The organism is Paenibacillus sp. FSL R7-0210 (genome assembly GCF_038009085.1).
Taxonomy (GTDB): domain Bacteria; phylum Bacillota; class Bacilli; order Paenibacillales; family Paenibacillaceae; genus Paenibacillus_AQ; species Paenibacillus_AQ silagei.
Map to the genome: position 1 here is coordinate 1,604,105 of NZ_JBBPAR010000001.1, position 26,530 is coordinate 1,630,634.

A 26,530-nucleotide genomic window follows, 5' to 3' on the forward strand; every position below is an offset into this window, starting at 1 on the left:
GACGATGAATTGGAATTGGAGACGATACAAAAAGCATCTCCTTCAGGGTCATTTGACCGTGAGGGGATGCTTTTTGGATTGTTTATTCAAATGCTAGCTGTTCAAAGGATAGGTGTAATAATCCTGCTGGCTCTGAACGACAAATCCGCAGCTCTCATAGAGCCGCAGTGCATTCGGGTTATCCAGCGCAACCTCCAGATTCACTCCGTTATAATTCCGCTGCTCCCGCTCAATGGTCTGCTGCAGGGCACTCCGGCCGATGCCGAGACCGCGCAGCTTCTTGTCTACCACAAATCCGTAGATCCAGGTTTCGTTGTCCTCGGACCACAGGCGCATTTTGCCGGCGGGCTGGCCGCTGAGCTCAATGATGATATGCTCCTGGGAGCCTTCCTGTTCGTGCTGCACATACATTTCTGCGGCATCCTCTTCGGTCATCTGGAACCCGTCGCAGTCGAAGGCGATGAGCAGCGGGGTCTCCTCCGGACGTGCAGGCCGGAGCATGACATTGCCTGAGGCCGAGCTGGCCTCTGAGGCTCTAACCTTGCTGCCCTTACCATCCCATTTCATCTGAAACTCCGAATGGCTGAAGGCAAGCGGCAAGGTCTTCAGATAGGCATTGCCTGAAGCCGAAGCCGCAGGTGTGTTCAGGAGCAGCGTCTTCACCTTACCCCCGCGGATGATGGACTCTGCCTGCTTCCAGAGGGCGCTGAAGATGCCCCGGCGGCGGTAACCCGGCCGGACCATGCCGCATACCTCCATGTCGCCGTCGATGCCGTACAGGCCGATGAATCCGGTCAGCAGATCCTTTTCATAGGTCACCAGGTATTTCGCACCGCCTGCTTCTTCTGGATGCCGGAGCATGTCCCAGTTCAGCTTCAAGGCAATGCCCTCATATTGCTCGCAGCGCTGCTGCAGCTCTTCAATCTGTTTCAGTGTATCTGTATTCGTCAAACGTTCTTCCTCCTATTTGAGCACATCCTTGTATTCCTCGTGCTTCTCGAATTGATGGGCCGCATACGGGCACACCGGTACAATCTTGACACTCTGCTCACGGGCCAGGTCAACGACCGCCCGCACGAGCTTCTCTCCAGCCCCCTGGCCGCGCAGATCTTCGGAGACAAAGGTATGGTCAATCACCAGATTCCCTGTGTTCTCTTCGGTTCTGTATGTAATCTCGGCCAGGTCTTTTCCGTCACCAGCGATATAGAAACGTCTTTCTCCCTTTGCAATCTGTTCCATGTATCTTCACTCCATTCGGGTATAGTGGTTTTATTTTACTACCCTGTGCGGCAAAAAGCGAGAAAGGGGAAGAGGGGCACCGTAGGTCATTTATAGCAGGTGATTTTAGCGTAATCATTTATAAATATGGATTGGATTTGAATTTTACCCTATTTTGACTTGTTCTTTTCCCGGTGCTATACTGATTCCATAGCGGGCAAATATGGTTAATAAGAGACTGATTAGACATAAGAGCTAATTGGTCTTGTTTTTTAATGCAGCTATGCTGACACTACTTGGCGTACGCCGCCCCCGGCAACTTGCCCGGCTTTCTTAACGAAAAGGGCGTAGCGCTCAAAAAACTATTAGGAGGAAATATCATGAATACCACAGTACGCTTGACTGAAAGATCCGGATCGAATTCATCCCAGCGCAGCAAAGGTTTTGTACCGGTTGTAGTTTACGGTGCAGGTTCAGATACCCAGTCCTTCTCAGCAGATGCCAAAACACTTAATGATATTCTCGGCAAAAATCCGCGTGCCATCCTGAAGGTGGAATTCCCGGGCTCCGGCTCGAAGAATGCGGTTATTCAGGAAGTGCAGCGCCAGCCGTTATCCCGTACGCTGCTTCATGTAGACTTGCAGCAGATTGACATGAAGGCTGATCTGGATACCAAGGTAGCCTTCCACTTCACAGGTGATCCTATCGGCGTCAAGAGCGGCGGCGTGCAGCAGGTGGAGCTGTATGAGCTGGATATCCGGACCTTGCCGGACAAGCTGGAAGCAAACCTCGAAGTAGATATCAGCGGCCTCGATATCGGTGATCAATTGCTGGTGTCCGATCTGCCGAAGCATGAAGGCTGGGAGATCCTTACCCCTGAAGATACGCTGATCGTGCGGATCTCGCCTCCGCTCGTGATGGAGGAGCCGGCTGATGAAGCTGCTGCCGCACCAGCTGAGGAAGCAGCCGAAGCTGAGAAGTCTGAAGAATAAGACTTTTCTGGCTGTAGCCATCGCATCTCTATATGCAGAGAACTCCGCAGACAGCCTGAGATAACGGCTGTATATGGAGAGTCATAATCTTTGATCAACCAGGAGCAGACATATCCTTAGCAGGGAATGGTCTGCTCCTTTTTGCGGAAGCGGAATCTGGTACATCCTGGTATTACATATGAGAGTAGGAGAGTGCATTCATGAATCCTAATATAATCAAGCTGGTAAGCGGCTCCAATGCGAAGCTGGACGAGGCTTCCACCCAGGCAACCGTGAAGATATCCTGCAGCAGTTCTCCGGCGATTCTGGATATCAGCTGCTTCATGGTGGGCGGGAACGGGAAGGTTCCGTCCGATGATTTCTTTATCTTTTATAATCAGCCGGCTGATCCTAAGCACACGGTCGTATTCAATCCTATCGATAAATACAGCGGGGAATTCGCCATTGATCTGCGTGCGCTTAGCGCCTCGGGCATTGATAAATGCGTCTTCGCGGCTACGCTGGACGGTCCCGGAACCTTCGCCGATGTCAGAGGCTGCAGAATCAGCGCGGCGGGGAAGGGTACGGAGCTGGTATATGAAATTATGGACGGTAACGCCGAGACCTCGCTCGTGCTGGCAGAGCTGTACCGCCATGGCGGGGGCTTCAAGCTGCGCGCGGTTGGACGGGGCTTCCATGGCGGACTTAAGCCGCTGGCGGAAGCGCACGGGGTCGAGGTGGAAGACGAAGCGCCGGAGCACGGCAGCGGAGCAGAGGCTCAACCGGTGTCAGGCCATACGGAAGCAGCGGCTGCATACAGCGGACCTCCTAAGGAAGCAGTCCAGGAGGAGGCTCCCCGGCCTGCCCTGAATTTGACGAAGATTGATCTCCTGAAGCAGCAGGTCGGAATTTCACTGCGCAAGAAGAATCTTGACCAGGAGAAGGCAAGGGTGGCCGTGGTGTTCGATGCATCTGGCTCCATGGCGCAATTATATGCGAAGGGAGTCGTGCAGCGGGCTTTTGAACGGGTGCTGGCTGTGGCTGCCAAGATGGATGATGACGGAATGCTGGATGTCTGGTTCTTCGCCACTAAGAGTAAGAGAATGCCAAGCGTGAATGAACACGGATATGAGGATTATGTGAAGCGGACCTATCCGGGACCGAAGATGTTCGGGGGACTGGGCATCGGGAACAATGAGCCGGTGGTTATGGCGGATCTGATCAAGAAATATACGAAGGAGGAGCCGGGCGACCTGCCGGTATATGTGGTCTTCTTCAGCGACGGGGGCATCTATGAGACGCCCAAAATATCGAAGCTGCTGATCCAGAGCTCGAAGCATAATATCTTCTGGCAGTTTGTGGGACTGGGCAATGCGGATTATGGCGTACTCCGTGAGCTTGACGATCTGCGGGGCCGTTATGTGGATAATGCCGATTTCTTCGCGCTGGATGATCTGGACGAGGTCAGCGATGAGGACCTTTATGACCGGCTGTTCAACGAGTACCCGAAATGGCTGCGTGAAGCCCGGCAGAAGGGCGTTGTGCGTTCATAGAATGAAGTATAGCGGGCAGATCCAAAGCCGGTAAGGGCTAGGGTCTGCTCTGTTTTTTATGAAGGAGTGGATAGGAGGAGGCGCTGTTGCACGGGAGGGGAGCGATTTAGGCAGCTTGTCAGTTTACAACGTAACAGTGTTATGTTACGATGAGCGCAAGGAGTGGTGATATGGAAGAGGATTTAATCTCCAAAAAGGAGCTGCTCGATGAGACAGGAATCTCATACGGGCAGTTGTACCGCTGGAAGCGGAAGCAGCTGATTCCTGAGGAATGGTTCATCCGCAAATCTACCTTTACGGGACAAGAGACCTTTTTTCCGCGGGCGCGGATTTTGGGGCGGGTGCAGCATATTTTACAGAAAAAGGATGATCTCTCCCTGGATGAATTGGCGGATCAGCTGTCAGAGCCGGCATCCTCGTACAGAATCAGCTTAACTGTATCCCAGCTAAAGGAACGTAACATTGTTTCGGCGGGTAGTCTAGAGCGGTTCGGGAGACCGGAGGCCGAGGGCTTACCGCTGAGCTTCGAGCAGATTCTTAATGTATTTGCGGCAGATTGGCTGCTTAGTAAGGGGGAGCTCAGCTGGGAGGAAGCAGACCGGCTCTATCAGACGCTGGAGAGTCATGCGCCGGGGTACGGGGAGAAGGGGTGGGAGCTGTTTTTTGTGCGGAAGATGGGGGTTAGCTTCTTCATTATAGCGCTGCCGGGAGCGGGGCTGGCCTTCGAAGAGGGGGTACGGCTGGTGAGCAGGCTTCGCTCTGCCGATCTGGCGGAACTACTGAATGGACGTTTGACTGAAGACGGCTTATAGAGTAAGGAACAGTAAACCACAGGAGGCTGGACCATGGAGAAGAATGAACTGCCGGATCTGGTGATGGATGGGGTCAACACAGCTGCCGGAGGCAGATATAACAAAGTTAATATCAACGGTGTCAGTAAGATGAACGGAGCGCTCCACGCACATACCTATAGCTGTGACGGCGTGATGAAGCAGAAGGGTGACCTCACGGCCGATGAGCTGGAGATGAACGGAACCCTCAATCTGAAGGGCAATCTGCAGGTTGGTGAAATGAAGCTGAATGGAGTAGTGAACGGAGAAGGCAGTCTGCGGGGAGAGCGCTGTGTAATGGACGGCATGCTGAAGCTGAAGGGCGATTGTGAGCTGGAGGAGCTGACCGGTGAAGGGGTATTCACGGTGGGGGGCCTGCTGAGTGCGGGCCGGATGGAGTTCGGGCTACAGGGTCAGTCTGAGGCAGGGGAGATTGGCGTGGAGAGCCTGGTGATCCGCAAAAAAGGTAACGCGGCCTGGGGCAGACTGCTCGGCGGAATGATCCCCAAGCTCAAAATCGGGCTGCGGGCCAAGCTCATCGAGGGAGATACGCTAGATCTGGAATACACGAGTGCAGATGTAGTGAGGGGTGGTACGGTCATTATCGGGCAGGGCTGCTCGATTGGCCGGGTGGAGTATAGAGCGGGACTGACTGTACATCCCGGTGCCCAGGTGGGAAAGGAGGAGAAGACCGGTGAATGAAGCGGTAGAACGCCATGATCTGAAGATACTCGGGACGTCGAGCTCTGTCGGCGGAGTTTTTAAGGATGTGAAGGTGACGGGAGAATGTACCTTTAGCGGGGATGTGGACTGCCATAAGCTTGCGCAGACCGGAGAGGTAGCGGTTGAAGGAAATCTTCGGGTACAGGATATCAAAATCACCGGGGAGTGCAAGGTGAAGGGCCGGGTAGACGCAGCCAGCCTGCGCGGACAAGGAGAGCTTACGGCAGGCGGCGGGCTGCGGATTGAGGATATCAAGCTGACCGGCGGGATCATAGTTACGGGCGATTGTGAAGCAGAGCAGGTGCAGATTACCGGAGTCCTGGAGGTCAGCGGACTATTAAATGCGGAGAGGCTCGACTTGACGTTATTCGGCCCCTGTAGGGCGGATACGGTCGGCGGCGGCAGCATCTCCATCAAGCGTAGCCGTTCCGGCGCGTTGCTTAGACCCGGGAAGAAGATGAGCTTCGCGGCCCGGCTGATCGAAGGAGATCGGATCGAGCTTCAGCATACGCAGGCGCAGACCGTCCGGGGCGGAAGCGTTGTGATCGGGCCCGGCTGCGAGATTGAGACGGTGGAGTACCGGGAGTTGCTGGAGGTGCACAAGAGCTCAACGGTAAGGAATGCGGTGAAAATGTAGCGTTAATCCTGCCGGGCGGCCTTGAACCGCAGCACGGTTCGCAGCTTCTCCGGGCGGGCACGCCGGGCATCCGAGATATAGATTTCGCGGTGCAGGTGAGACTCCCGCAGCAGGCCCTGAGCAGAGCAGAATTGCTCCATTCTGGCGAAGCTGTGCGGTTCATCATCATAGGGGCCGATATGCAGCATTTGTACACTCAGGCCGTCTTCGATGCGGGCGAAGACGGCCTTGTCCAGTAGCGGCTGTGGCTTGCTGCGCTTGACCTGCTCCAGCACTTCTGCAGCAAGCAGAGGGGTCAGGAAATTCGGCTGCCGGATCATTATGGTGTATACCAGCTCGTTCTTATCAAGAGCGGCTAAGCGGCGTCCGGCTTCGCTGAGATCCCATACTCCTTCCAGCGGGAAGACGGTGTAGTCGTAGTAGCCTTCGGGTGCGGGGCCTTTTTTCGGCAGCATTTTGACTGTGTAGGATAAGGAATACAGCACAGCGACTGCTTCTGCGAATGCGCTGCCGTTGGGATTACCTTCACCCTGCAGGGTGAAATACGGGAAGGCGGGTACCTGAATCAGCCCCGGTTCGGCAGGGGGGAGGTATAGGGCTTTGTCTTGTTTTCTCCATTCGACCTTCATATGGGTCACCTCAGTTCATAGGATTGTGCTGCATTCAGCATAGCATGCGAACCGGACAGGTGTATGTCAGGTTGGCGGCTGGAGGCTGAAGAGCAGTAGTACATAGAAAGAGTATTTAGTAGAGGAGGATTTTTGTTGAGCGGAACGATGGAATGCGTGGTTGCTGCGAAGGCGGCACTCGGAGAAGGTCCCCATTGGGATCACAGGAAGGGCAGATTGTATTGGATGGATGTTGACAGCAATGAATTACATCTCTATGACCCTGGCAAGGGGACGGATGATATTCATTCCTTTGAGCGAAAGGTAAGTGCAGCCGTACCGGCGGAGCGCGGCGGCTGGATTCTGACGATGGAGGACGGGATCTACAGATATATGGAGCATCAGCCTGTGGAGCTGTTGGCAGCGGTGGAGACCGGAATTCCCGGTAACCGGCTGAATGATGCCAAATGCGACAGCCGTGGACGCTTGTGGTTCGGCTCGATGAACAGAAGGTTTACGGGAAGAGAGGGCAGCCTGTATGTAATGGAATCCGCCGGTGAGGTCCGGCAGGTGTTGACTGGGATCGGCATCTCCAACGGCTTGGCCTGGAACGACAGCTTGGGGGTCATGTATTATATTGACACGTTGACCAAGGGGATCGATATAATGGATTATTCGCTGGCAGACGGCTCGGTCAGCGGGCGCCGGACAGTCATCCGGTTGGCGGAAGGCGAAGGCTGGCCGGATGGCATGACGATCGACTGTGAAGGCATGCTCTGGGTTGCCCATTGGCGCGGGGGCTGTATCTCACGGTGGAATCCCCATACAGGCGAGCAGCTGGAGAAAATTGAGGTTCCGGCGCATTATGTAACCTCCTGTACATTCGGCGGCGAGAATCTGGACGAGCTGTACATCACTACGGCGTGCGGATACATGAGTGCAGAAGAGCTGGAACGCTGGCCGCAGGCGGGCGGATTGTTCCGGTTCAAGCCTGGAGTGAGGGGCCGGGAGGCTAATCGGGCGGCTTTTTAGGGAGACAGGACAGCGGGAGATAAGTCAGGCGGATTGCCTGCACTAGTACCAAATAGCAGAAGTGGAGTTGTTTATACGGCGGATATTCTGCCTGTGAGCAGCTTTTTTTGTTGTGCAGGAGATGATGTGCTGGTGTGCGTGGGCTGGAGGTATGCGAAAACCCGCGCTGGAGTAAACAGAGCTTTTATTGAATACAGATGACTTCCAGCAAACTGCGAACTTAGGCCTCGACGGACATTGAATGGCGCGCAAGAGTGTGGGGGAAGGCGCCACAGGACGCGAGGAGGGGAGGGCTGGCTGTCCCGCCTTTTTATTTTCAGAATAAACAAAATATGGTATTGTATCTATATATTGAAACGCTTTCACGAAGAGCGGTGAGAAAGACGGAACCCGGTATCCATCATTATTCCTATCAAAAGCAAGGAGGACTTCGATGATTAAGGCTGTTGTCGTAGACGATGAGCGTCTGGTGCGCAAGGGTTTCATCTCACTGCTGGATTGGCCGTCCTTCGGGGTGGTGATTACCGGAGAGGCCAGAGACGGGCATGCCGCACTGGAGCTGCTGCGCGAGCAGGAGACGGATCTGTTGTTCGTGGATCTGTCGCTGCCGGGGATGACCGGGTTCGAGCTGATCCGAGAGGTGAGGCTGCGGTATCCCGCGGTACGCTGCGTGGTGCTGACCTGCCATCATGAATTCGATGATGTGCAGGAGGCGCTGCGGCTGGGAGCGGTGGATTACATTGTCAAAACGCTGCTGGAGCCGGAGAATGCCGATGAAATTATCCGCAGACTGGTGGAGCGGATCAGGTGGGAGGACGGAAACAAGAGCACCCCTTCAAAGGCAGAGCAAAAAGTAATCGCTGAGGACAAAGCACTGCTATATGTGCCGCTTACGCCGGAACTGAAGGAAGAGCAGCTGTATGCGCTGTCTCTGGTGAGGAATTCCACGCTGCATGCTGTGCCGGGGATGTGGCTGTCTCCGCTGCCGTATCCTATGGATGCAGCGCGGATCGGAGGAGAGCTGGGAGCGGTGCTTGGGACAAGCTGGACAGCGGCGCTGCTGGAGGGGGTGCGCGGTCAGCCGCTGAAGAGAATCGCTGCGGTGCTGGAACAGTCAGCCCGGCAGGCGCTGTTCTATGCGGCGGGCGGCCAGGCGCTCCCGAGGCTGCACTATAGTGAACTGCAGGCGCTGGCCGCGCGGCAACGGCCGGAGACGGGCGTCCCTTCCGCGCTGGTACAGGCGCAGAATCTACGCTGGACGCTGGAGCGAAGAGAATGGGATCTGTTCCTCAGCGGGGTTGCGATGCAGCAGCCGGAACCTGCGGCAGTGGTGGACTTTGGCCTGGAGCTGCTGCGGAGCTGGAGCCGGCTGCTGCTTACGGCGGAGGAAGCACAGCAGCTCGCGCTGGCGGCAGAGTGCAACCGGCACTGGCGGCACTGGCAAGTCTGGCTGCATCAGTTCACGGGGTATGTCCAGCGCCGGATGATTGAGCTGGGCCTGAGCCAAGAGGTGATGCTCTGCCTGATTAGCGCTGTGCGTTATATGAAGAGCCATGCCGGCGATAAAATCAATCAGGGCGATGTTGCCGCTGCTATCCATATGAGCCGCGGCTATTTCAGCCGGTGCTTCGCCCGCTTTGCCGGTGAGACTTTCGGGGAATGCCTGCGGCGCATGCGCCTGGAGCTGGCGAAAGCACTGCTGCTGGAGACCCCTGTCCCGGTGTGTGAAATTGCCTGCCGGTCCGGCTTCGGGGATGACCGTTATTTCAGCAAGCTGTTCCGGGAGCATGTCGGCAAGCTGCCGAGTGAATTCCGCGCAGAAGGCCAGCTTCAAGGCGCCTTATTCGCGGCTGAACACGGGGGACAGCAGTGACTGCTGGATTGTCTCCACTTAATGAATACGCTCAGCCCTGCCCGTTCAGCCGGTCTGAGTTACGGGTGACCTTACGGAGCAGATCTATCAGCGTATCCAGCTCACTCTCGGTGAGGTCCATGGACAGCTCGCGGTTGAAGTCATCCAGCAGCGCCTGGAAGGCGGGGGCGAAATCGAGCGCCTTGGGAGTTGGATACAACAGGAAGGAGCGCCGGTCGGTCGGATCTGTCCGGCGCTCAATATATCCCGAGGCCTCCAAAAGCTTGACGGAGCGTGTAGTTGTCGCTTTATCGCATTTAATCCGGCTGGTCATCTGATCCTGGGTGATCCCCGGATGACTCAGCACCAGCTTTAAGAAGCTATGCTGGCCTCCGCTGCCGATGCCGTAGGGAAGCAGCTCCTTGGCCAGTATTTTTTGGTTCTGACGGTGAAGATGGGAGATCAGCTTCCCGATGGGTTCTCTATTTAAAGTCACAATGGACACCTCGCTGAGGATTATAACGGCAGCCTGCCTAAGGCATACCGCCCTGACTCAGATCTTACCGTAATTTTGTTGCGCACGCAACTAATTTGCAGTACACTGTGAAGGATTAGTTTGTTGCGTGTGCAACTAGATTACATTTGATACAAGAGGGTGTTAGTGGATGAGCAGCTTAGAGGCGACCTATCAGGAGGATGCCGGGATACAGAAGAAGCGCTGGCTGATTCTGATCGTTCTTAACTTGTTTACTTTTATGTCTACACTGGACGGAAGTATTGTGAATATTGCGCTGCCGGTGCTGGTGAAGGAGCTGGGGCTGCCGGTAGCCCAGGTGGAGTGGGTGACTACCGGATATCTGATGGCGATCTGTTCAGTGATTCTGTTCTTCGGGAAGCTGGGTGACATTGTTGGCAAAATCAAGATGTTCAAGCTGGGCATGGTCGTCTTCACCATCGGCTCTCTGCTCTGCGGATTAAGCCACAGCCTGCCGCTGCTCATTGCTTCCCGTGTAGTGCAGGCGGTCGGTGCTTCGATGACCATGGCGAACAGCCAGGGCATTGTTACGGATATTTTCCCGTCTACGGAACGCGGCAAGGCTCTCGGCTTGATTGGAACCTTCGTGTCCCTCGGCAGTATAGCGGGGCCCAGCTTAGGCGGAATTATCGTATCGTCGATGGGCTGGGAGTATATTTTCTGGGTGAATGTGCCGATTGGCATTCTGGCGATTGCGCTGGGCTGGAAGGTACTGCCGAAGGATCTGGTACGTGTGAAGTCAGGGATTGATGTTCCCGGCAGCCTGCTGTTTGCTGTCTTCATTGTTACTCTGTTCGCCGGACTTCTGCTCGGCCAGCAGCTGGGATACGGGGATACCCGGATCATTGCCGCTCTCTCCGCTGCGGTGATTACCTTCATCGTCTTCCTGATTGTGGAGCAGCGCAGCGCCCAGCCGCTGCTTCAGCTTACCCTGTTTAGGAATCCCTTGTTCTCACTGAGCATATTCTGTGCTTTTCTGGTGTTCGTCTCAAACTTCTGCTTCAATATCATCGCGCCGTTTTATGCGCAGAATATGCTGAACATGTCCCCTTTTGATGCAGGCTTCCTGCTGATGCTCTACCCGATCTGCATGGTGATAGTCGCTCCGTTAAGCGGGGCATTGTCGGACAAAATCGGTTCGGAGCTGCTCACCTTCGCAGGGCTGATCGTAATGGTGGTTGCCCAGTTCGGGCTGGCCCGGCTGCATGAAGGCAGTCCGGTTATGCTGGTCGGCGTCTGGATCGCCATGCTCGGCATCGGCAGCGGGATGTTCGGCTCACCGAACAACTCGCTGATTATGTCCACGGTGCCGCGAACACAGCTAGGCTCGGCAGGCAGCGTGAATTCGCTGGTCCGTAATGTGGGGATGGTCGTCGGAATTACCTTAGCGACCACGATCCTGTTCAATGTAATGAGCAGCAAGGCGGGCTACCGGGTAACCGGGCTGGTAGAAGGACGTCCGGAGCTGTTCCTCTCGGGGATGCATGCAGTCTTCCTGGCTTCGTCTGGGATCTGCCTGTTATCGGCGCTCCTGACCGGTTGGCGGCTGTTCTCCTCGCGCAGGGCCAAGAGTCTGAGCGCATAACATGAATAAACGGGCAGGGCTGCGGAATTTCGCTGTCCTGCTTTTATTGTGTCACAATCTCCGGCTCTATCTTGTCTACAGTTATGAAGAGCAATACAACCATAATGGAGGCGACCTAATTTGAGTCTAAGAATGAATTATCGTGAGGTTAACGGCCCGGCATTCCGGGCAATGATGGCGCTGGAGCAGCATGCAGGAAGCCGCAGCAAGGATAAGGTGTTGTATGAGCTGGTTAAAATAAGGGTCTCCCAGATCAACGGCTGTGCGTTCTGTCTGGATATGCACGGCAAGGATCTGATGAAGCTGGGCAACTATGCTGATCATATTCTGCTGCTGAGTGTGTGGCGCGAAGCGCCGTTATTCAGTGCGAAGGAACGTGTGCTGCTGGAATTCGCCGAGCAGGTCACGCTGATCAGCGAAGCTGGCGTTCCGCTGGAGCTGTACCATAAGATGCTTACGCACTTTAGCGAAGAGGAACTGGTAGACTGGATTATGGCGATCAATACAATCAACAGCTGGAACCGGATTGCCATTACAACCGGGATGTTCCCGGGCTGCTTCGGCTAACTTTGGTTAATGAAGCAGCCGGAATCGTAAGGAAGGGGGGAGGCATGAAGTGGACAGGGGTAAAATAACGGCTCAGGCCAAGACACCTGCAGCGGAGAATCCCGGTATGGAGGAGCTGTATCAGAGCTATAAAGGCTATGCCTTCTCCATTGCCTACCGGATGCTTGGCGTGATTGCCGATGCAGAGGATGCGGTGCAGGATATGTTCGCCGAGCTGCAGCACCGGGACCGGAGCGGCATTCAGAATATCAAAGCCTATGTGGCCAAAGGCGTGACCAACCGCTGCCTCAATATGCTGAACTCGGCACGCAGCCGCAGAGAGACTTATATCGGGGAGTGGCTGCCTGAGCCGGTAAGCGAGGGATATGACGGCCCGGAAGCGGCGGCAGAACGCAAGGATAATCTGTCGTATGCTTTTCTGGTGCTGCTGGAACGTCTGTCTCCCACGGAACGTGCGGTATTCGTACTGCGGGAGGCCTTCGAATACGACTATGAAGCCATTGCCGGAATGGTAGGCAAGTCGGGCAGCAACTGCCGGCAGATCTTCAGCCGGGCCAAGCGTATCCTGCAGACAGAGCCGGCTTCCCGGTTACCCTCGCTCAGATATGGAGCAGTCACCGAGAATCTGCTGGTGCGCTTCACTGCCGCGTTCACCTCCTATGACGTTGGCGGCATGCTGGAGCTGCTGGGCGAGCATCCGGTACTGGTTGCCGACGGCGGAGGCCGCGAGGTGCATACGATTCTCCGGCCGATGACCGGCCGCCGGGGAGTTACTGCACTGCTGACCTCGAAGCGGGTTATGCACTATTTGCGGGAGTGGAAGCCTTCCTGCGGACTGCTGAACGGCGAGCCGGGTCTGATTTTCACCGATCAGGGAGTGGTGAAGTGCGTGCTCTGCCTGAGTACGGATTCCAGCGGGGAACGGATTCAGAGCCTGTATCTTCTGATGGACCCTGCAAAGCTGTCCCATATTATCGTACCGCCAGAGCTGCCGCAGCGCTGATGCCCGCTTCTTGATGCCCGGCACAACAACCAATAAGACACGTTGCCCCCGGAGAGGGAAGGCAGCGTGTCTTATTGGTTGTTAAAGAAAATAATAAAACTCACCCATTTCCTCGATGGAAGTCTTTTGCTCCAAGTGAAATTTAGGGATAGTTGTAGAACGTACACTTAAAAACAGCAAAAATTCACACATGCCACGTCTAAGTGTAGTCTGTACAACTAACTCTGCCTGAAAGGGTGAGTAGTAAGAAAAAACGGCCTTATACATGTACGATATACAACTAAACGCAGAATGGGTTGAAAATCAGGAGGTTTAGATGTACAGAATGCAATTAAGCCTGCATGCTCACTTAGTTCTTGAAGCTGTGAATCGGCGCGGGAATCCGTCCGCCGCGGTTGACGAAGCCCGCACAATTGAACGGGTTGACAGCCATGACAGGAGCGTATCCGAGCAAGCCGCCGAATTCGACCATTTCACCGACGTCCTTCCCGATGACCGGAATGACGCGGACCGCTGTGGTCTTGTTGTTGACCATACCGATGGCGGCTTCATCGGCAATGATGCCTGCGAGGGTCTCTTTGCTGGTGCTGCCGGGAATGGCAATCATGTCCAGGCCTACTGAGCAGACACAAGTCATGGCTTCGAGCTTCTCCAGCGTCAGCGCACCCCGCTGGACGGCCTGGATCATGCCGTGGTCTTCGCTGACCGGGATGAAGGCACCGCTTAAGCCGCCGACATAGGAGGAGGCCATGACTCCGCCTTTTTTGACATTGTCGTTAAGAATGGCGAGTGCTGCTGTGGTGCCGGGAGCCCCGGCTTCCTCCAGGCCCATGACCTGGAAGATCTCTGCGATAGAATCGCCTATCTCGGGCGTAGGGGCCAGCGACAGGTCGATGATGCCGAAGGGTACATTCAGCCGCTTGGAGGCTTCCTGCGCGACCAGCTGTCCGACACGGGTAACCTTGAAGGCTGTACGCTTGATCGTCTCGCACAGGGTTTCGAAGTCCTGTCCCTTGACCTCTTCCAGCGCCCGCTTGATCACACCCGGACCGCTCACGCCAACGTTAATCACACACTCCCGCTCGCCGACCCCGTGGAAGGCACCGGCCATGAACGGGTTATCCTCGACCGCATTACAGAATACAACCAGCTTGGCACAGCCGATGGAGTCGCGGTCCTTGGTACGCTCCGCCGTTTGGAGAATGATGTCGCCCATCAGCTTCACGGCGTCCATGTTGATGCCGCTGCGCGAGGAGCCGACGTTGACGGAGGAGCAGACTCGCTCGGTCACCGCCAGCGCTTCCGGAATACTGTCAATCAGAATCCGGTCGCCCTTCGTACAGCCCTTCTGCACCAGCGCGGAATACCCGCCGATGAAGTTGACGCCTACCTCCTTGGCAGCCTTGTCCAGAATCTGGGCGACAGGCACGTAGGTATCGGTATGTACAGCTCCCGCAGCAATCGAAATCGGCGTTACGGAGATCCGTTTGTTGACAATCGGCACCCCGAATTGGCGCTCCAGATCCTCGCCGGTCTTCACGAGCTTCTCGGCAGAGCGGGTAATTTTGTCATACACCTTCTGGTTGAACACCTTCATATCGGTATGGGCGCAGTCCATCAGGCTGATGCCCATCGTAATGGTGCGGACATCCAGGTTCATTTCCCGGATCATTTTATTCGTCTCCTGAACTTCTACTATCGAGATCACTAGCCTTGCTCCTCCCTCGCCGGTTAAATCCGGTGCATAATATTGAAGATATCCTCATGCTGCAGCTTGATTTCCACACCGATGTCTTCCCCTACCTGCTGAAGCTCCTCCACAATCTCCTCGAAGGACTTGCTGGGGGCAGAGATGTCCACGATCATCATCATGTTGAAATAATCCTGCACAATCGTCTGGGAGATGTCCAGAATGTTCAGATTGTGCTCTGCGAGGTATGTACACACTTTGGCGATAATGCCTACCTTGTCTTTTCCGAGTACCGTAATAATCCCCTTCAATTGAAAAGCCTCCCGTTATCCATGGTCTGAAATCTTCGCTCATTGCCGCATTAACGGAATGAACGATTTTAATTATTATGTCAAATCAAGGATAGGTTATCAACCAAAGCTTTTGTGTCGGGCTGATCAGAGATTTGAGCCTGCATTTTCCTGAGGGTATAATAATGTTGACACTTGATGTGAAATATGATTTATTTGAGTTTTGAACGATAAGCTGGATATAAGGAGCTATTATGACAACGAGAAAATATAAAGAGCTGGTTGAAGAGCGCACGAGAGAAACTCTGCAGAAATGGTCGGAACAGTCAGCAGTCGAGGAGAAGGATATTTACCGTTTCCTGCATAATTTGAAGGGCACCTCGGGCACTGTGGGTCTCGATACCGTAGAGGCTTTCTCGGGTAATGCGCTGCTCTATTTCTCGGATGATAACCATAGAAGCTGGACGGAAGCAGAATGGGGCGATTATATCTATCCGGTGCTGGAGCTCTTTGACGAACCGGAATCGAAAGGCGCGGTGCCCCCGTTGACTCCCGGGATTGCATTGTCCCACGGCAATGTCCACCAGCAGTACGAGATTCTGATCGTGGACGATGATGTGGAGCTGGTCGCTTTTTTGCGGGAATCGCTGGAGCGCCAGTCCTATTATGTCAGCATTGCGCTGTCGGCCGGACGCGGACTGAAGCTTTTTTATGAAACGAAGCCGGATTTGATCCTCCTTGATATTCTGCTGCCGGACCGCAGCGGGATCGATGTGCTGAAGCAGATTATCGGCAAAGCCAAGAAAGAGCGGATCCCGATCATTATCATCAGCGGCGAGCATTCTATTGAGGTTCAGAAGTATGCCTATTCGCTGGGGGTTATGGATTACATACAGAAGCCGGTGGACATCGATTTGTTCCTGGTGCTGATCAAGAACCGCTTTGAACTGAAAAAGGAGTGGCAGGAATCGATCATTGTCGACGAGCTGACCGGGGCGTTCAACCGCAAGTACTTCAACCAGACGATGAAGCAGCTGATCGCCGATTTCAGACGGACAGGCCGGACCTTCTCCCTCGCTCTGCTGGATCTCGATCTGTTCAAGCAGGTTAATGATACTTACGGGCATCTGATGGGGGACGAGGTGCTGCAGAGCTTCTCGGAGCTGGTGAAGCAGTCCATCCGCACGGAGGATACCTTCTGCCGCTATGGTGGCGAGGAATTTGCCCTGTTCATGCCCAATACTCCTGCTGAGCAGGCGCTGCTTGTGATGGAGCGGATTCAGGAGGTCTTCGCGGCCCGGGAATTCCAGGCCAAACGTGAGAGCTTCCATGTTACCTTCTCCTGCGGAGTGACCGAGGTTAACGGAGAGGTGCAGGATGCCGATACATTAGTAGAGGAAGCGGATCTGGCGCTCTATGCCAGCAAGCATAACGGCAGGAACCAGAGTACCCTGTACAGCAAGGATCTGCTGCTGGGCCAGCGCGAGACGCTGCTTAATGTCATTATTGTGGATGATGATCCGCTGATCCGCAGAATGGTAACGACCCACTTCGCTGCCTGGCAGCCCGGGACTAACGCCAGAGTGAAGGTTACGAGTTACGCGGACGGCGCGCTTTTATTGAAATCGGACTGGTATGCTCCTGAAGAGAAGTATGTGATTCTGCTGGACGGCGTCATGCCGGGGCTTGACGGGCTTGAGGTGCTGGAGAAGATCCGCAGCGGCTATCCTGAGGTGAACATTCTCGTGATCATGCTGACCGGCCGCAATAACCAGCGGGATATTGTCCATGCGCTGCAGATGGGGGCGGATGATTATGTCATTAAGCCGTTCCATCTGCCGGAGCTGCTGACCCGGATTGAGCGTCTGGCCCACCGGTTTCTGTTCTAAATGCAATGCATCCCAAGCAGGGATGACTGAAAGGTGAGAGTGAGCTATGGTACAAAAGGTACTGATTGTAGATGATGAAGAGGTTCTGCGCATGCTGATTGAGGATACGCTGGAGGATCTCGAGAATGTGGAGACCCATACTGCCGAGAATGGGGGCGAGGCGCTCGCCAGGCTGGCGGCAGAACCTTACGACCTGGTGATTCTGGATTACATGATGCCCGTCATGACCGGCATTGAAGTGCTGTGCGAGCTGGACGGGGAGCTGAAGAGCCGGACGCCGATTATGATGCTGACCGCCAAGGCACAGGAGATGGACCGTAACCGGGCCAGGGAGGCGGGAGCCCGTTATTTCATGCCCAAGCCGTTCAGCCCGATGGAGCTGCTGCAGCTCGTGGAGGATATTCTGAGTGAGAAACCTTAAGCTTAAAGGCCGGAGCATCAAAACGAAATATTACCGGATTCTTCTGCTGCTGTTCGTTGCCATTATGGCCGGAGGAATCGGGCTTGTCTTCTATATCAATGCCCAGCAGGAACAGCTGGATCAGAAACGTGAAGTGCTGCAACATAAGACGGCGACGATCAACGAGCTGGCGGTGACGCTAAGCGAGGTCTTTTTCCGGGCGAGAGGTTATGTGGCTACTCAGAGTGAGAACGAGCTTGCGCTGCTGAACGCTGCGGTTAAGGGGCTTGACGGCATTCTGGAGCAGTATTCCTCCCTGAAGCTGTCGGCTGAAGAAGTCCGGTACAGAGATGACCTCAAGGCATTCTATGAACAGTACAAGAGCCAGACCCTGCCTGAAGTGATGCTCTTAGTGAAGAATAATGATTACGAGGGAATCCGGAACCTGTCCCAAAGCGGCAGTACCCGGGCTGTGAATGAATTCCTGAGCTACACGAAGCAATTCAAAGCCAATTCGGATGCGCTGCTGAATGAGCTGAACTCCCGCTCCATCAGGCAGGCGGATACGTTCACCTTCATTGCCTTTATGCTCAGCACCTTGCTGCTGCTGTTCTTCACCCTGCTGATCTGGCAAATGCTCAAAGTTATCATCGATCCGATTGTGAAGCTGGAGGAAGCGACGAATTCGCTGGCGGCCGGCGAGGCGGTTATGCTCGGCAAGCTGCATAAGCAGGATGAGATCGGACGGCTCTATGAGGCCTTCCTGAATATGGCCCACAGCATCCAGGATAAAGAGGAAGAGCTGATGATGCAGAATGAAGAGCTGCATGCCCAGCAGGACGAGCTTCAGGATCAGCAGTTCAGGCTGGAGCGGTCGCTCAGTGAAATCGAGAGCATGATGAAGGCGCTGAATCAGACCTCTGCCGTCGGCATTCTGTCGAACAAAGGCGTGTTCACCTACGTGAACGATAATCTGAGCGTCTACACGGGCTACAAGAGCTCCGAGATTATCGGATACACTTACCGGCTGTTTGAGCTGCATAATATTGCAGAACCGCAGGTAGAGCAAATGATCCGCAAGCTGTCGACCGGCGGCGTGTGGAGCGGAGAGACGGAGCTGGCGACCAAGGAAGGCTCGCCGCTCTGGCTGCAGCTGACAATCATGCCTTATCTGAACGATGAAGGCCAGATCTACCAGTATATCCTGATTGCTAATAACGTCACCTCGATGAAGAATGTGCAGCAGGAGCTGGCGGAGACGCTGAAAAGCACGGAGCAGACATCCATGATGCTGGAGCTTAACAATCAGCTGAATCATGAGATCACCTATACGCTGGACAAGCAGGAATTTGCCGACAAGTTCAACCAATTCATGAACCGTCTGTACTCGTTCGACTCCAGTCTTTTTCTGCTGGTCAAGGATAAGATAGCGGTGGTCAAAGGGGTTCCGCCGGAGAATGTGGAGCGGTACATCGGTGAGGGCAGCAAGGAGATTCTGTACCGCCTGAGCGTGGAAAAGTCGTACATGGTGAAGCGGGTGGGCTCGGTCAGAGAGCAGGGGATCTCCGCCAATGAGGTGTATTGTTACGACTACTATACGACTGTGGTGAATGCTGAGGATGAGATTCTGGCAGTCTTCTGCGGAACCCGCATCGGGCACCCGTTCACGGAGGAAGAGACCGACGAAATTCAGGGGATGATGAACCGGGTTGCCCTGGCCATTGAACGCCTGTTCATGTACGAGGAGATTGAGAATGGCCGCAAGCTGAATCAGGATATTGTGAACAATGTCAATGAGGGTATCCAGTTCGTTGGCACGGACGGCGTCATTCAGCACATCAACAAGGCGCTCAGCCAACTGTTCAGCTATGAGGACTGGACGGAAGGCATGCTGATTCCCAAGGAGCGCTGGATGGAGCATTTCACCCTCCGGGTGAATGAATCGGAAGAGCTGGGTCGCTTTTACCAGAAGGCGATGTCCGAGCATACCGTTGACTCCAGTGCGATGAAGTATTCTATCGGCAAGGAAGACATGAAGCATGTGGATGCCTATGCCATACCGGTCTTCCGCCGGGAGGTCCGGGTAGGGACGCTGTTCGTCCACCGGGACATTACCCGCGAGTATGAGCTGGATCTGATGAAGTCAGAGCTGGTCAGCACGGTCAGCCATGAGCTGCGGACGCCGCTGTCGAGTGTACTGGGCTTCACGGAGCTGCTCCTGTCCAAAACCATGAAGCCGGAGAAGCAGCTGAAATATCTGGAGACGATTCATAAGGAAGCCAAGCGTCTGACGGAGCTGATTAACGACTTCCTGGACCTGCAGCGGATGGAGTCCGGCACACAGCTGTATAATGTGGAGAAGGTTAACCTTAGCGAGACGGTCCTGAGTGTCATCGATCAGTACAAGCTGAGCGGTACCCACCATATTCTGCTGGAGGACGAGGCGCTGAATCCCGAGGTTGAGGTAGACAAGGATAAGATTATCCAGGTGCTGACCAACCTGCTGAGCAATGCGATCAAGTTCTCGCCGGGCGCAGGTGAAATTAAGGTCATGCTTCATAACGAACCGGGATCGATTATGGTACGGATTCAGGACCAGGGACTCGGGATTCCGAAGAATCAGATCGGGCAGCTGTTCCAGAAATTCCGCCGAGTGGACAACAGTGCCTCCAAGCGAATTGGCGGTACAGGTCTCGGGCTGGCCATCTGCAAGGAGATTATTGAGAAGCAGAAGGGAACGATCGGGATTGAATCCGTGGAGGGCGAAGGCTCGACAGTATGGTTCCGTCTTCCGGTGATGCAGGCAGAGACCGGCCACCCGGAGGAGGAACATTCGTTAAGATGGAGCACTGGCAAGGAGCAGAAGCCGGATGTGATGATTGTGGAGGATGATTACAGCCTGTCATTGCTGCTCTCGGAGGAGCTGAAGGGTAAGGGCTTCCGGGTCACCCATCACTATCATCCGCAAAAAGCTTTTGACCAGGCTGTCAAAACGCCCTTCGTAGCAATCGTTGTCGATCTGATGCTGGGCGATGAGCTGGACGGCTGGGATCTGATCCGCATGCTTAAGAACGATCCCCGGACCGAGAAGGTGCCGATTGTCATCTCCTCGGCGCTGGACAAGGACGATAAGAGCATGATGGACAATGTGCAGAAATATTTGACCAAGCCCTATCCGCCCGGCGAGCTGTCGGGTACGCTGCAGGAGATTGTGGACATTCAACTGAAGACAGGCGAGGTGCTGTTCCCGGATAACGGTGAAGCCGGGCATGGAGCGGCGCTTGGTGAGGGTTAGAGTGAGTATCGAGTAAGTGCTGAGTTTCTGCTTAGTAGGTACATGGGTAGTGCAATAATATGATCGATTATAATTATAGCGGAACAAGTCTCTTTCTGGGGCTTGTTTTTTTTGTATATTTGGGGATTCTCCCGGGTGGGGGAAGGGGACGATGGGGAGCGAAGGGGCGAATGAGGGGACGGGGCCAAAATGTATGCTAAAAACCGACTACATTGGGCGTGACGGAAGCGTGTGGGCCGAAGGTAATCGAAAAACCGACTACATTGAGCTTGGCGGAGGTGTGTGGTGCAAATGTAATCGAAAAACCGACCACATTGGGCGTGACGGAAGCGTGTGGGCCGAATGCTCCACAGCCCCCTAAAGAAGTTGGAGTCCTCCCCCACAAAAATGTAGACTAGATATAGGAGGAGGATGAACGGTATGGGACACTTAACAGGAACAAGAGAGAAGGCAGCGCAAGAGGTGTTGTCTGGCATTAAGGCAGCGGTGGTTGCCCGAAAGTATGGGGTGACCCCATCGACGGTGAATCAGTGGGTGAGGGACTACCGAGAGGCCCATGGGGAACAAGATCATCCGTATCCCCAGGAGCAGGTGGAGGAACTGAAGCGCCTCCTGGACGTGGAGCAGAAATACGAGAAGGCCGTCAAGATCCTCGGCGAAAAGGAGTTAGAGATCGAGATTCTGCGTGAACTGCTAAAAAAGCCAACCCCTGCTTATCCGAAAAAATCGAGGTAGCCGACATGTTCATTAAGCAGGGGAATACCGCAGCGTTGGTACTACGTCTCGTGGGTCTAGCAGAGTCTACGTATTACGACCGTAAGAAACGCAAGAAGCAGGATGCACAGGCCGTACCCCAGGGGCGCGGAAGACCCGTACCCGGCTATTCCCTGACCGAGTCTGGAGAGAAGATTAGCGACGAGGAAATCCAGGAATGGCTGCTGGAATTAATCGCTGGAGAGGAGCACGTGTACGGGTACAAACTGCTGGCCAAGTGCTTGTGGAACCAGCACGGGCTGAGGCTCAATCACAAGAAAAGCTACCGGCTGTGTCAGGCGCTGGACATCTTGCAGCCCCAGCGTCAGAAACACTTTAAGCATCCCCGGAAACTGCCCGAGAACCGGGTCATTACCGGGCCGGGCCAGCTCTGGCAGATGGACATTAAATACGGGTACGTGGCAGGCCGGGACCGGCATTTCTTTGTCCTGAGCATTATCGATGTGTTTACCCGGGTCATCGTGGGCTACCACCGCGGATCGTCCTGTGAAGCGAAGCACGCCTGCCAGACGCTGGGACGCGCCATGGAGCAACACTGTGCCCCTGGCAGCACGCGCCCGGTGATCCGAACCGACAACGGCCCACAGTTCGTCAGCCATCTGTTTGGCGACATGTGTGAAAGCTGGGAAATGACCCATGAACGCATTCCGCCTCGAACGCCGGATTTAAATGCTTTTATTGAATCGTTCCATAGTAATATCGATCGGGATTTGTTCCGCAAAGAGGCCTTCGACACGTTCGAAGAGGCCTATGAAGCAGTGGACCGGTACATGGACTTTTACAACAATCGCAGAATGCATACGAGCCTTCGGAACATGCCGCCAGCTACCTTTGCGGAGTGGGTCCAGACTCTAGAAGACCGCTCCCGCTTCTTCTGGCCGAGAAAAAAAGCGAAATAAAGAGCATGTCTACGACAAGTGCTGATTTTATACGGAGGACTCCGGGATAAGGGGGTCGCACCGAATGTAATCGAAAAACCGACTACATTGGGCTTGGCGGAAGCGTGTGGGCCGAATGTAATCGAAAAACCGACTACATTGGGCTTGGCGGAGATGTGTGGGCCGAATGTAATCGAAAAACCGGCCACATTGTATGTGGAAAACAGCAGACATTGTGCTCCAAACTGGGCAGCGGCCGGAGGGCCAAATGTTCACCGCAGCGACGACCAAGCTTTGAGTTCTAGTCTTAAGTATCCCAGCAATACTTGCTTTAGAGTGGACTCTAAGGGTTATAGTGAATATGAAGCAGCCAATCTAGCAGGAGTGAAAGGGAGGAATTGCGATGAAGTACAGTTATTTGGGTAAATCGGGGTTAAAGGTCAGCCAGTTGTGTCTGGGGACGATGAATTTCGGACCGGAGACGGAGGAGAAGGAAGCCTTCAGAATTATGGATGCGGCCCTCGATGCGGGCATTAATTTCTTCGATACGGCGAATGTGTACGGCGGCCAGGACCGGCGGGGCTGGACAGAGGAAATTATCGGCCGCTGGTTTCAGCAGGGCGGCGGACGGCGTGAGAAGGTAGTGCTGGCCACCAAGGTCTACAATGACATGTTCGACGAGCAGGACGGTCCCAATTCCGGCTCAGGCTTGTCTGCCTACAAGATCAGACGCCATTTCGAAGGGTCGCTGCGGCGCCTGCAGACCGATCATATTGAACTATATCAGATGCATCATATCGACCGGAACGTATCGTGGGACGAGCTGTGGGGCGCATTCGAGATCCTGGTGTCCCAGGGTAAAGCCGACTATATCGGTTCCAGCAACTTCGCGGGCTGGCATATTGCTGCTGCCCAGGCGAAGGCCAAGGAGCGCCATTTCCTCGGCCTTGTCTCCGAGCAGCATCTCTACAACCTGCTCGAACGGACGCCGGAGCTGGAAGTGCTGCCTGCCTCACAGGAGCTGGGCCTGGGTGTCATTCCGTGGAGTCCGCTGGCCGGAGGCCTGCTGGGACGCAATGCGCTCGCGAAGACCGGGGTGCGCAGCGCCCGTTCGGCCAAGCTGGAGCAGCACCGCAGCCAGCTGGAGCAGTTCTCCGCGCTCTGCAAGGAGCTGGGCGAGCATGAGGATCAGGTCGCTCTGGCCTGGGTACTGGCGAATCCGGCTGTGACCGCACCGATTATCGGGCCGCGTACGATGGAGCAGTTCGAGGACTCCCTGCGGGTGACCGAGATTACGCTGGATGAGGCCACACTGAAGAAGCTGGACGAGATCTTCCCGGGACCGGGCAAACCGGCACCGGAAGCCTACTCCTGGTAAGCAGAGCCTTGGACCTTGTCCATCCCGTAGCGCATATACGATACGTAATGACCTGAAGAATAACAGCCGGACTGTCCCTGACGGGATGGTCCGGCTATATTTTTGTAAGTATCCAGATGAATATGGTAGACTGATTCTGTGACAAACAGTGACCTTGACCACGGCCTTGACTATTACTATGACCCTGATCATGAGTTGAACAACTAGAGAAGATAGGGGAACTGCCGATGCTTTTTTATCTGATAGCTGTCTTCGTCCTGATGCTAGATCAGGCGACCAAGTGGATAGTGCGTACCCATATGGAGCTTGGGGAGATGCTTCCTTCCTGGACGCCGCATTTGCGGTTTGTATACTATGAGAACAGCGGTGCGGCCTTCAGCTCCTTTCAGGGATTCGGGAAGTATTTTGCTATTGTTGCCGTGATTTTTGTAGCAGCAATCTTCTATTACCGGCGTCAGGGTAAAATCCGCGGCCCCCTGCTCGAAGCAGCCAGCGGCTTCCTGGTTGGCGGGGCTGTCGGCAATGCCATTGACCGGGCACTTTATCACCAGGTTACAGATTTCCTGGTCTTCGGGAATCATGGCGGGATTATGAATCTGGCCGATCTGGCGATCAATGCCGGAGGCCTTCTCATTCTAATCTACCTGCTTGTGGACCATTTCCGGCACAGAGCAACCCGCAGACTATTATAAATGGCAGGCAAAGACATCTCCGGTCTATCATTTTATCTAATGCAACTTATCATAATTAGTAATGAACCCGGCTAAATCAGAGCATTTTACTATGATTTAGCCGGGTTTTGTGCATTTTATTCAAGTATTTACCTTTTAAAGAATATGATGCCTGTTATATGATTCGTTGATCGTTTGCCGGTATTGTGTTAGCCTGAGTTCATGATATTAAGAGGAAAGAAGATTGCACGCTAAGGAGAGGTCGATATTGTTGCAACTACAAGTTACAAACAGTCCCTTTAATGAGAACCAGGCAGAGCTGCTGAATCAGCTTCTGCCCACGCTGACACCCTCACAGCAGGTATGGTTAAGCGGGTACTTATCTGCCCTGTCGCTGCAGGGTAACCAGGGATCAAGCGTCCAGGCAGCTTCCCCCGCTGCTCCAGCAGTAGTAGCAGAGCCGGCAACTGCCGCTTCGCAGCAAGCATCGCGTGAAGTGACCGTATTGTTCGGCTCCCAGACCGGCAACTGCCAGCGGCTCGCCGTGAGCCTCTCCCGCAAGCTGGAGGAGCAGGGCTTCAAGGTCACGGTGTCCGCGATGAACAGCTTCAAGCCGAATGGACTGAAGAAGACAGAGAACCTGCTGCTGCTGGTCAGCACCCATGGCGAAGGGGAACCGCCGGATAATGCCCGTGCCTTCCATGAATTCCTCTACAGCAAAAGAGCGCCGCAGCTTCCAGGCTTGCGCTTCTCGGTACTCGCGCTGGGCGATACCTCCTATGAATTCTTCTGCCAGACCGGCAAAGACTTCGATCAGAAGCTGGAAGAGCTGGGCGCACAGCGGTTAAGCCCGCGTGTAGATTGCGACCTCGATTATGATGAGCCGGTGGCCGAGTGGTTCGGCCAGGTCATCAGCGCTCTTAACGGCGCGCAGAATGCTGCAGGAATTGCGGATGCAGCGGTTCAGGCTGCTGAGAGCGCAGAGTCGCTGGAATCCGCCTATTCACGAAATCATCCTTTCCATGCCGAAGTACTGGAGAATCTTAATCTGAACGGCCGCGGCTCAGACCGCGAGACCCGCCATCTGGAGCTGTCGCTTGCCGGATCGAATATTACCTTTGAGCCGGGGGATTCTCTTGGCGTCTACCCCGAGAATCACCCGCAGCTGGTAGCAGATATCATTGCCGCTATGGGCTGGAATGCGGATGAACGTGTTCCGCTGAACAAAAAGGGGGAAGAAGGCACGCTACAGGAGGCGCTGCTGCGGCATTACGAAATTACGGTGCTGACGAAGCCGCTCCTGGAACAGGCTGCCGGGCTTGCCTCCGCACCTGCCCTTAAGGAACTGCTGGCCCCCGAGCGGCAGCAAGAGCTGAAGGAGTATATTCAGGGCCGGGATCTGCTGGATCTTATTCAAGACTATGGACCCTGGAATGCTCCTGCCAGCATCTTCGTGACCATCCTGCGCAAGCTTCCGGCCCGCTTGTATTCCATTGCCAGCAGCTACAATGCCAACCCGGATGAAGTACACTTCACGGTGCGGGCTGTGCGTTATGAGTCACATGGGCGAGAGCGTTACGGTGTCTGTTCGGTACACTGTGCTGAGCGTGTACAGCCGGGTGCCACCTTGCCGGTATATATCCAGAACAATCCGAACTTCAAGTTACCCGCTGATTCCAGTGTACCGGTAATTATGATCGGTCCGGGTACGGGCGTTGCCCCGTTCCGTTCCTTTCTGGAGGAGCGTGAAGAGCAGGGGGCTGAGGGTCCAAGCTGGCTGTTCTATGGAGACCGTCATTTCGTTACAGACTTCCTCTACCAGACGGACTGGCAGCGGATGCTGAAGGACGGTGTCCTCAGCAGGCTGGATGTGGCCTTCTCCCGCGACACAGAGGAGAAGGTGTACGTACAGCACCGTATTCTGGAGCAGAGTAAGGAACTGTACCGCTGGCTGCAGGAAGGAGCGCATGTATACGTGTGCGGCGATGAGAAGCATATGGCCCATGATGTGCATTCGGCACTGATTACAGTGATCCAGGAAGAGGGCGGACTAAGCCCGGAAGCGGCTGCCGCCTATCTGGAGACCCTTCAGCAGGAGCAGCGTTACCAGCGGGATGTCTATTAAGCGGGATTCAAGCGAAAGAGGAGAGA

At 54.7% G+C, this 26,530-nt stretch carries 24 protein-coding genes; 18 read left to right on the forward strand and 6 right to left on the reverse strand.

All coding sequences use genetic code 11. The features are described 5' to 3' along the window. Nucleotides 1–93: 93 nt before the first annotated feature. Together MKY64_RS06855 and MKY64_RS06860 are read right to left on the reverse strand one after the other, a co-directional pair. Nucleotides 94–951 (reverse strand): GNAT family N-acetyltransferase, encoded by an 858-nt coding sequence (locus MKY64_RS06855; protein WP_340951729.1) that lies wholly within the window; start codon nucleotides 949–951, stop codon nucleotides 94–96. A gap of 12 nt (nucleotides 952–963) precedes the next feature. Continuing rightward, nucleotides 964–1,239: a GNAT family N-acetyltransferase gene (locus MKY64_RS06860; RefSeq protein ID WP_340951732.1), complete on the reverse strand. Its 276-nt coding sequence runs from the start codon at nucleotides 1,237–1,239 to the stop codon at nucleotides 964–966. A gap of 359 nt (nucleotides 1,240–1,598) precedes the next feature. Here MKY64_RS06860 and MKY64_RS06865 point away from each other — a divergent pair, with 359 nt between their 5' ends. The 5 genes from MKY64_RS06865 to MKY64_RS06885 all read left to right on the forward strand — a co-directional run bounded on the left by MKY64_RS06865 (nucleotide 1,599) and on the right by MKY64_RS06885 (nucleotide 5,932). Further along, nucleotides 1,599–2,210: a 50S ribosomal protein L25 gene (locus tag MKY64_RS06865; protein ID WP_036732979.1), complete on the forward strand. Its 612-nt coding sequence runs from the start codon at nucleotides 1,599–1,601 to the stop codon at nucleotides 2,208–2,210. Between the two features lie 200 nt (nucleotides 2,211–2,410). Beyond that, on the forward strand, nucleotides 2,411–3,742 hold the full coding sequence (locus tag MKY64_RS06870) for a vWA domain-containing protein (RefSeq protein ID WP_036732982.1): 1,332 nt from the start codon (nucleotides 2,411–2,413) through the stop codon (nucleotides 3,740–3,742). A 170-nt stretch (nucleotides 3,743–3,912) separates the two neighbouring features. After that, nucleotides 3,913–4,554, forward strand: a complete 642-nt coding sequence (locus tag MKY64_RS06875) for a DUF4004 family protein (RefSeq protein WP_340951735.1) — start codon at nucleotides 3,913–3,915, stop codon at nucleotides 4,552–4,554. Between the two features lie 33 nt (nucleotides 4,555–4,587). Beyond that, a complete protein-coding gene (locus MKY64_RS06880) occupies nucleotides 4,588–5,274 on the forward strand; it encodes a hypothetical protein (RefSeq protein ID WP_340951736.1) in 687 nt (228 codons plus the stop codon). Then, a complete protein-coding gene (locus MKY64_RS06885; RefSeq protein WP_036732991.1) occupies nucleotides 5,267–5,932 on the forward strand; it encodes a hypothetical protein in 666 nt (221 codons plus the stop codon). Before MKY64_RS06880 ends, MKY64_RS06885 begins: the two co-directional genes overlap by 8 nt. 2 nt (nucleotides 5,933–5,934) lie before the next feature. Here the strand turns inward: MKY64_RS06885 and MKY64_RS06890 are convergent, their stop codons facing one another. Then, nucleotides 5,935–6,561, reverse strand: coding sequence for a GyrI-like domain-containing protein (locus MKY64_RS06890; protein WP_340951739.1), 627 nt, complete (start codon nucleotides 6,559–6,561; stop codon nucleotides 5,935–5,937). Nucleotides 6,562–6,696: 135 nt separating this feature from the next. Here MKY64_RS06890 and MKY64_RS06895 point away from each other — a divergent pair, with 135 nt between their 5' ends. Both MKY64_RS06895 and MKY64_RS06900 read left to right on the forward strand, forming a co-directional pair. Beyond that, nucleotides 6,697–7,572 (forward strand): SMP-30/gluconolactonase/LRE family protein, encoded by an 876-nt coding sequence (locus tag MKY64_RS06895; protein WP_340951741.1) that lies wholly within the window; start codon nucleotides 6,697–6,699, stop codon nucleotides 7,570–7,572. Nucleotides 7,573–8,005: 433 nt separating this feature from the next. Beyond that, nucleotides 8,006–9,445 carry a response regulator transcription factor gene (locus MKY64_RS06900; RefSeq protein WP_340951745.1) on the forward strand — a complete coding sequence of 480 codons (1,440 nt, stop codon included), beginning with the start codon at nucleotides 8,006–8,008 and terminating at the stop codon, nucleotides 9,443–9,445. Nucleotides 9,446–9,476: 31 nt separating this feature from the next. Here the strand turns inward: MKY64_RS06900 and MKY64_RS06905 are convergent, their stop codons facing one another. Continuing rightward, nucleotides 9,477–9,920 carry a MarR family winged helix-turn-helix transcriptional regulator gene (locus MKY64_RS06905; RefSeq protein WP_340951747.1) on the reverse strand — a complete coding sequence of 148 codons (444 nt, stop codon included), beginning with the start codon at nucleotides 9,918–9,920 and terminating at the stop codon, nucleotides 9,477–9,479. Nucleotides 9,921–10,089: 169 nt separating this feature from the next. Between MKY64_RS06905 and MKY64_RS06910 the strand changes: the two genes are divergently transcribed. The 3 genes from MKY64_RS06910 (at nucleotide 10,090) to MKY64_RS06920 (ending at nucleotide 13,114) form a co-directional block, all read left to right on the forward strand. Further along, nucleotides 10,090–11,544, forward strand: coding sequence for an MFS transporter (locus tag MKY64_RS06910; protein WP_340951748.1), 1,455 nt, complete (start codon nucleotides 10,090–10,092; stop codon nucleotides 11,542–11,544). Between the two features lie 120 nt (nucleotides 11,545–11,664). Then, nucleotides 11,665–12,111, forward strand: coding sequence for a carboxymuconolactone decarboxylase family protein (locus tag MKY64_RS06915; RefSeq protein ID WP_036733003.1), 447 nt, complete (start codon nucleotides 11,665–11,667; stop codon nucleotides 12,109–12,111). A gap of 106 nt (nucleotides 12,112–12,217) precedes the next feature. Then, on the forward strand, nucleotides 12,218–13,114 hold the full coding sequence (locus MKY64_RS06920) for a sigma-70 family RNA polymerase sigma factor (RefSeq protein WP_340958029.1): 897 nt from the start codon (nucleotides 12,218–12,220) through the stop codon (nucleotides 13,112–13,114). Between the two features lie 349 nt (nucleotides 13,115–13,463). Here the strand turns inward: MKY64_RS06920 and MKY64_RS06925 are convergent, their stop codons facing one another. Together MKY64_RS06925 and MKY64_RS06930 are read right to left on the reverse strand one after the other, a co-directional pair. Beyond that, nucleotides 13,464–14,822, reverse strand: coding sequence for a PFL family protein (locus tag MKY64_RS06925; RefSeq protein ID WP_036733006.1), 1,359 nt, complete (start codon nucleotides 14,820–14,822; stop codon nucleotides 13,464–13,466). A gap of 23 nt (nucleotides 14,823–14,845) precedes the next feature. Then, on the reverse strand, nucleotides 14,846–15,115 hold the full coding sequence (locus MKY64_RS06930) for an ACT domain-containing protein (protein WP_036700808.1): 270 nt from the start codon (nucleotides 15,113–15,115) through the stop codon (nucleotides 14,846–14,848). Between the two features lie 233 nt (nucleotides 15,116–15,348). Here MKY64_RS06930 and MKY64_RS06935 point away from each other — a divergent pair, with 233 nt between their 5' ends. The 8 genes from MKY64_RS06935 to MKY64_RS06970 all read left to right on the forward strand — a co-directional run bounded on the left by MKY64_RS06935 (nucleotide 15,349) and on the right by MKY64_RS06970 (nucleotide 26,504). Continuing rightward, complete coding sequence (locus MKY64_RS06935) at nucleotides 15,349–16,983, forward strand: GGDEF domain-containing response regulator (protein WP_036733010.1); 1,635 nt, start codon at nucleotides 15,349–15,351, stop codon at nucleotides 16,981–16,983. 46 nt (nucleotides 16,984–17,029) lie between these two features. Beyond that, the gene (locus MKY64_RS06940; protein ID WP_036733012.1) at nucleotides 17,030–17,404 is read left to right on the forward strand and encodes a response regulator; all 375 of its coding nucleotides are present in this window, start codon (nucleotides 17,030–17,032) and stop codon (nucleotides 17,402–17,404) included. After that, nucleotides 17,391–20,678 (forward strand): ATP-binding protein, encoded by a 3,288-nt coding sequence (locus MKY64_RS06945; RefSeq protein ID WP_340951752.1) that lies wholly within the window; start codon nucleotides 17,391–17,393, stop codon nucleotides 20,676–20,678. Before MKY64_RS06940 ends, MKY64_RS06945 begins: the two co-directional genes overlap by 14 nt. A gap of 420 nt (nucleotides 20,679–21,098) precedes the next feature. After that, nucleotides 21,099–21,413 (forward strand): helix-turn-helix domain-containing protein, encoded by a 315-nt coding sequence (locus MKY64_RS06950; protein WP_339313306.1) that lies wholly within the window; start codon nucleotides 21,099–21,101, stop codon nucleotides 21,411–21,413. A gap of 5 nt (nucleotides 21,414–21,418) precedes the next feature. Further along, nucleotides 21,419–22,351, forward strand: a complete 933-nt coding sequence (locus MKY64_RS06955; RefSeq protein ID WP_340951753.1) for an IS3 family transposase — start codon at nucleotides 21,419–21,421, stop codon at nucleotides 22,349–22,351. A 382-nt stretch (nucleotides 22,352–22,733) separates the two neighbouring features. After that, entirely contained in the window at nucleotides 22,734–23,708 is a 975-nt protein-coding gene (locus MKY64_RS06960) for an aldo/keto reductase (protein ID WP_340951755.1), read from the forward strand. Nucleotides 23,709–23,935: 227 nt separating this feature from the next. After that, on the forward strand, nucleotides 23,936–24,400 hold the full coding sequence (gene lspA, locus MKY64_RS06965) for a signal peptidase II (RefSeq protein ID WP_036733017.1): 465 nt from the start codon (nucleotides 23,936–23,938) through the stop codon (nucleotides 24,398–24,400). Nucleotides 24,401–24,650: 250 nt separating this feature from the next. Then, nucleotides 24,651–26,504, forward strand: a complete 1,854-nt coding sequence (locus MKY64_RS06970) for an assimilatory sulfite reductase (NADPH) flavoprotein subunit (protein ID WP_340958030.1) — start codon at nucleotides 24,651–24,653, stop codon at nucleotides 26,502–26,504. Nucleotides 26,505–26,530: the final 26 nt, after the last annotated feature.

Bases quoted from the DNA above. Each gene is read 5' to 3' on its own strand.
- MKY64_RS06955 (WP_340951753.1), top strand. From the start codon at position 21,419: ATGTTCATTAAGCAGGGGAATACCGCAGCGTTGGTACTACGTCTCGTG.
- lspA (WP_036733017.1), top strand. From the start codon at position 23,936: ATGCTTTTTTATCTGATAGCTGTCTTCGTCCTGATGCTAGATCAGGCG.
- MKY64_RS06940 (WP_036733012.1), top strand. From the start codon at position 17,030: ATGGTACAAAAGGTACTGATTGTAGATGATGAAGAGGTTCTGCGCATG.
- MKY64_RS06960 (WP_340951755.1), top strand. From the start codon at position 22,734: ATGAAGTACAGTTATTTGGGTAAATCGGGGTTAAAGGTCAGCCAGTTG.
- MKY64_RS06875 (WP_340951735.1), top strand. From the start codon at position 3,913: ATGGAAGAGGATTTAATCTCCAAAAAGGAGCTGCTCGATGAGACAGGA.
- MKY64_RS06870 (WP_036732982.1), top strand. From the start codon at position 2,411: ATGAATCCTAATATAATCAAGCTGGTAAGCGGCTCCAATGCGAAGCTG.
- MKY64_RS06890 (WP_340951739.1), bottom strand. From the start codon at position 6,561: ATGAAGGTCGAATGGAGAAAACAAGACAAAGCCCTATACCTCCCCCCT.
- MKY64_RS06880 (WP_340951736.1), top strand. From the start codon at position 4,588: ATGGAGAAGAATGAACTGCCGGATCTGGTGATGGATGGGGTCAACACA.
- MKY64_RS06935 (WP_036733010.1), top strand. From the start codon at position 15,349: ATGACAACGAGAAAATATAAAGAGCTGGTTGAAGAGCGCACGAGAGAA.
- MKY64_RS06920 (WP_340958029.1), top strand. From the start codon at position 12,218: ATGGAGGAGCTGTATCAGAGCTATAAAGGCTATGCCTTCTCCATTGCC.
- MKY64_RS06900 (WP_340951745.1), top strand. From the start codon at position 8,006: ATGATTAAGGCTGTTGTCGTAGACGATGAGCGTCTGGTGCGCAAGGGT.
- MKY64_RS06910 (WP_340951748.1), top strand. From the start codon at position 10,090: ATGAGCAGCTTAGAGGCGACCTATCAGGAGGATGCCGGGATACAGAAG.
- MKY64_RS06865 (WP_036732979.1), top strand. From the start codon at position 1,599: ATGAATACCACAGTACGCTTGACTGAAAGATCCGGATCGAATTCATCC.
- MKY64_RS06950 (WP_339313306.1), top strand. From the start codon at position 21,099: ATGGGACACTTAACAGGAACAAGAGAGAAGGCAGCGCAAGAGGTGTTG.
- MKY64_RS06860 (WP_340951732.1), bottom strand. From the start codon at position 1,239: ATGGAACAGATTGCAAAGGGAGAAAGACGTTTCTATATCGCTGGTGAC.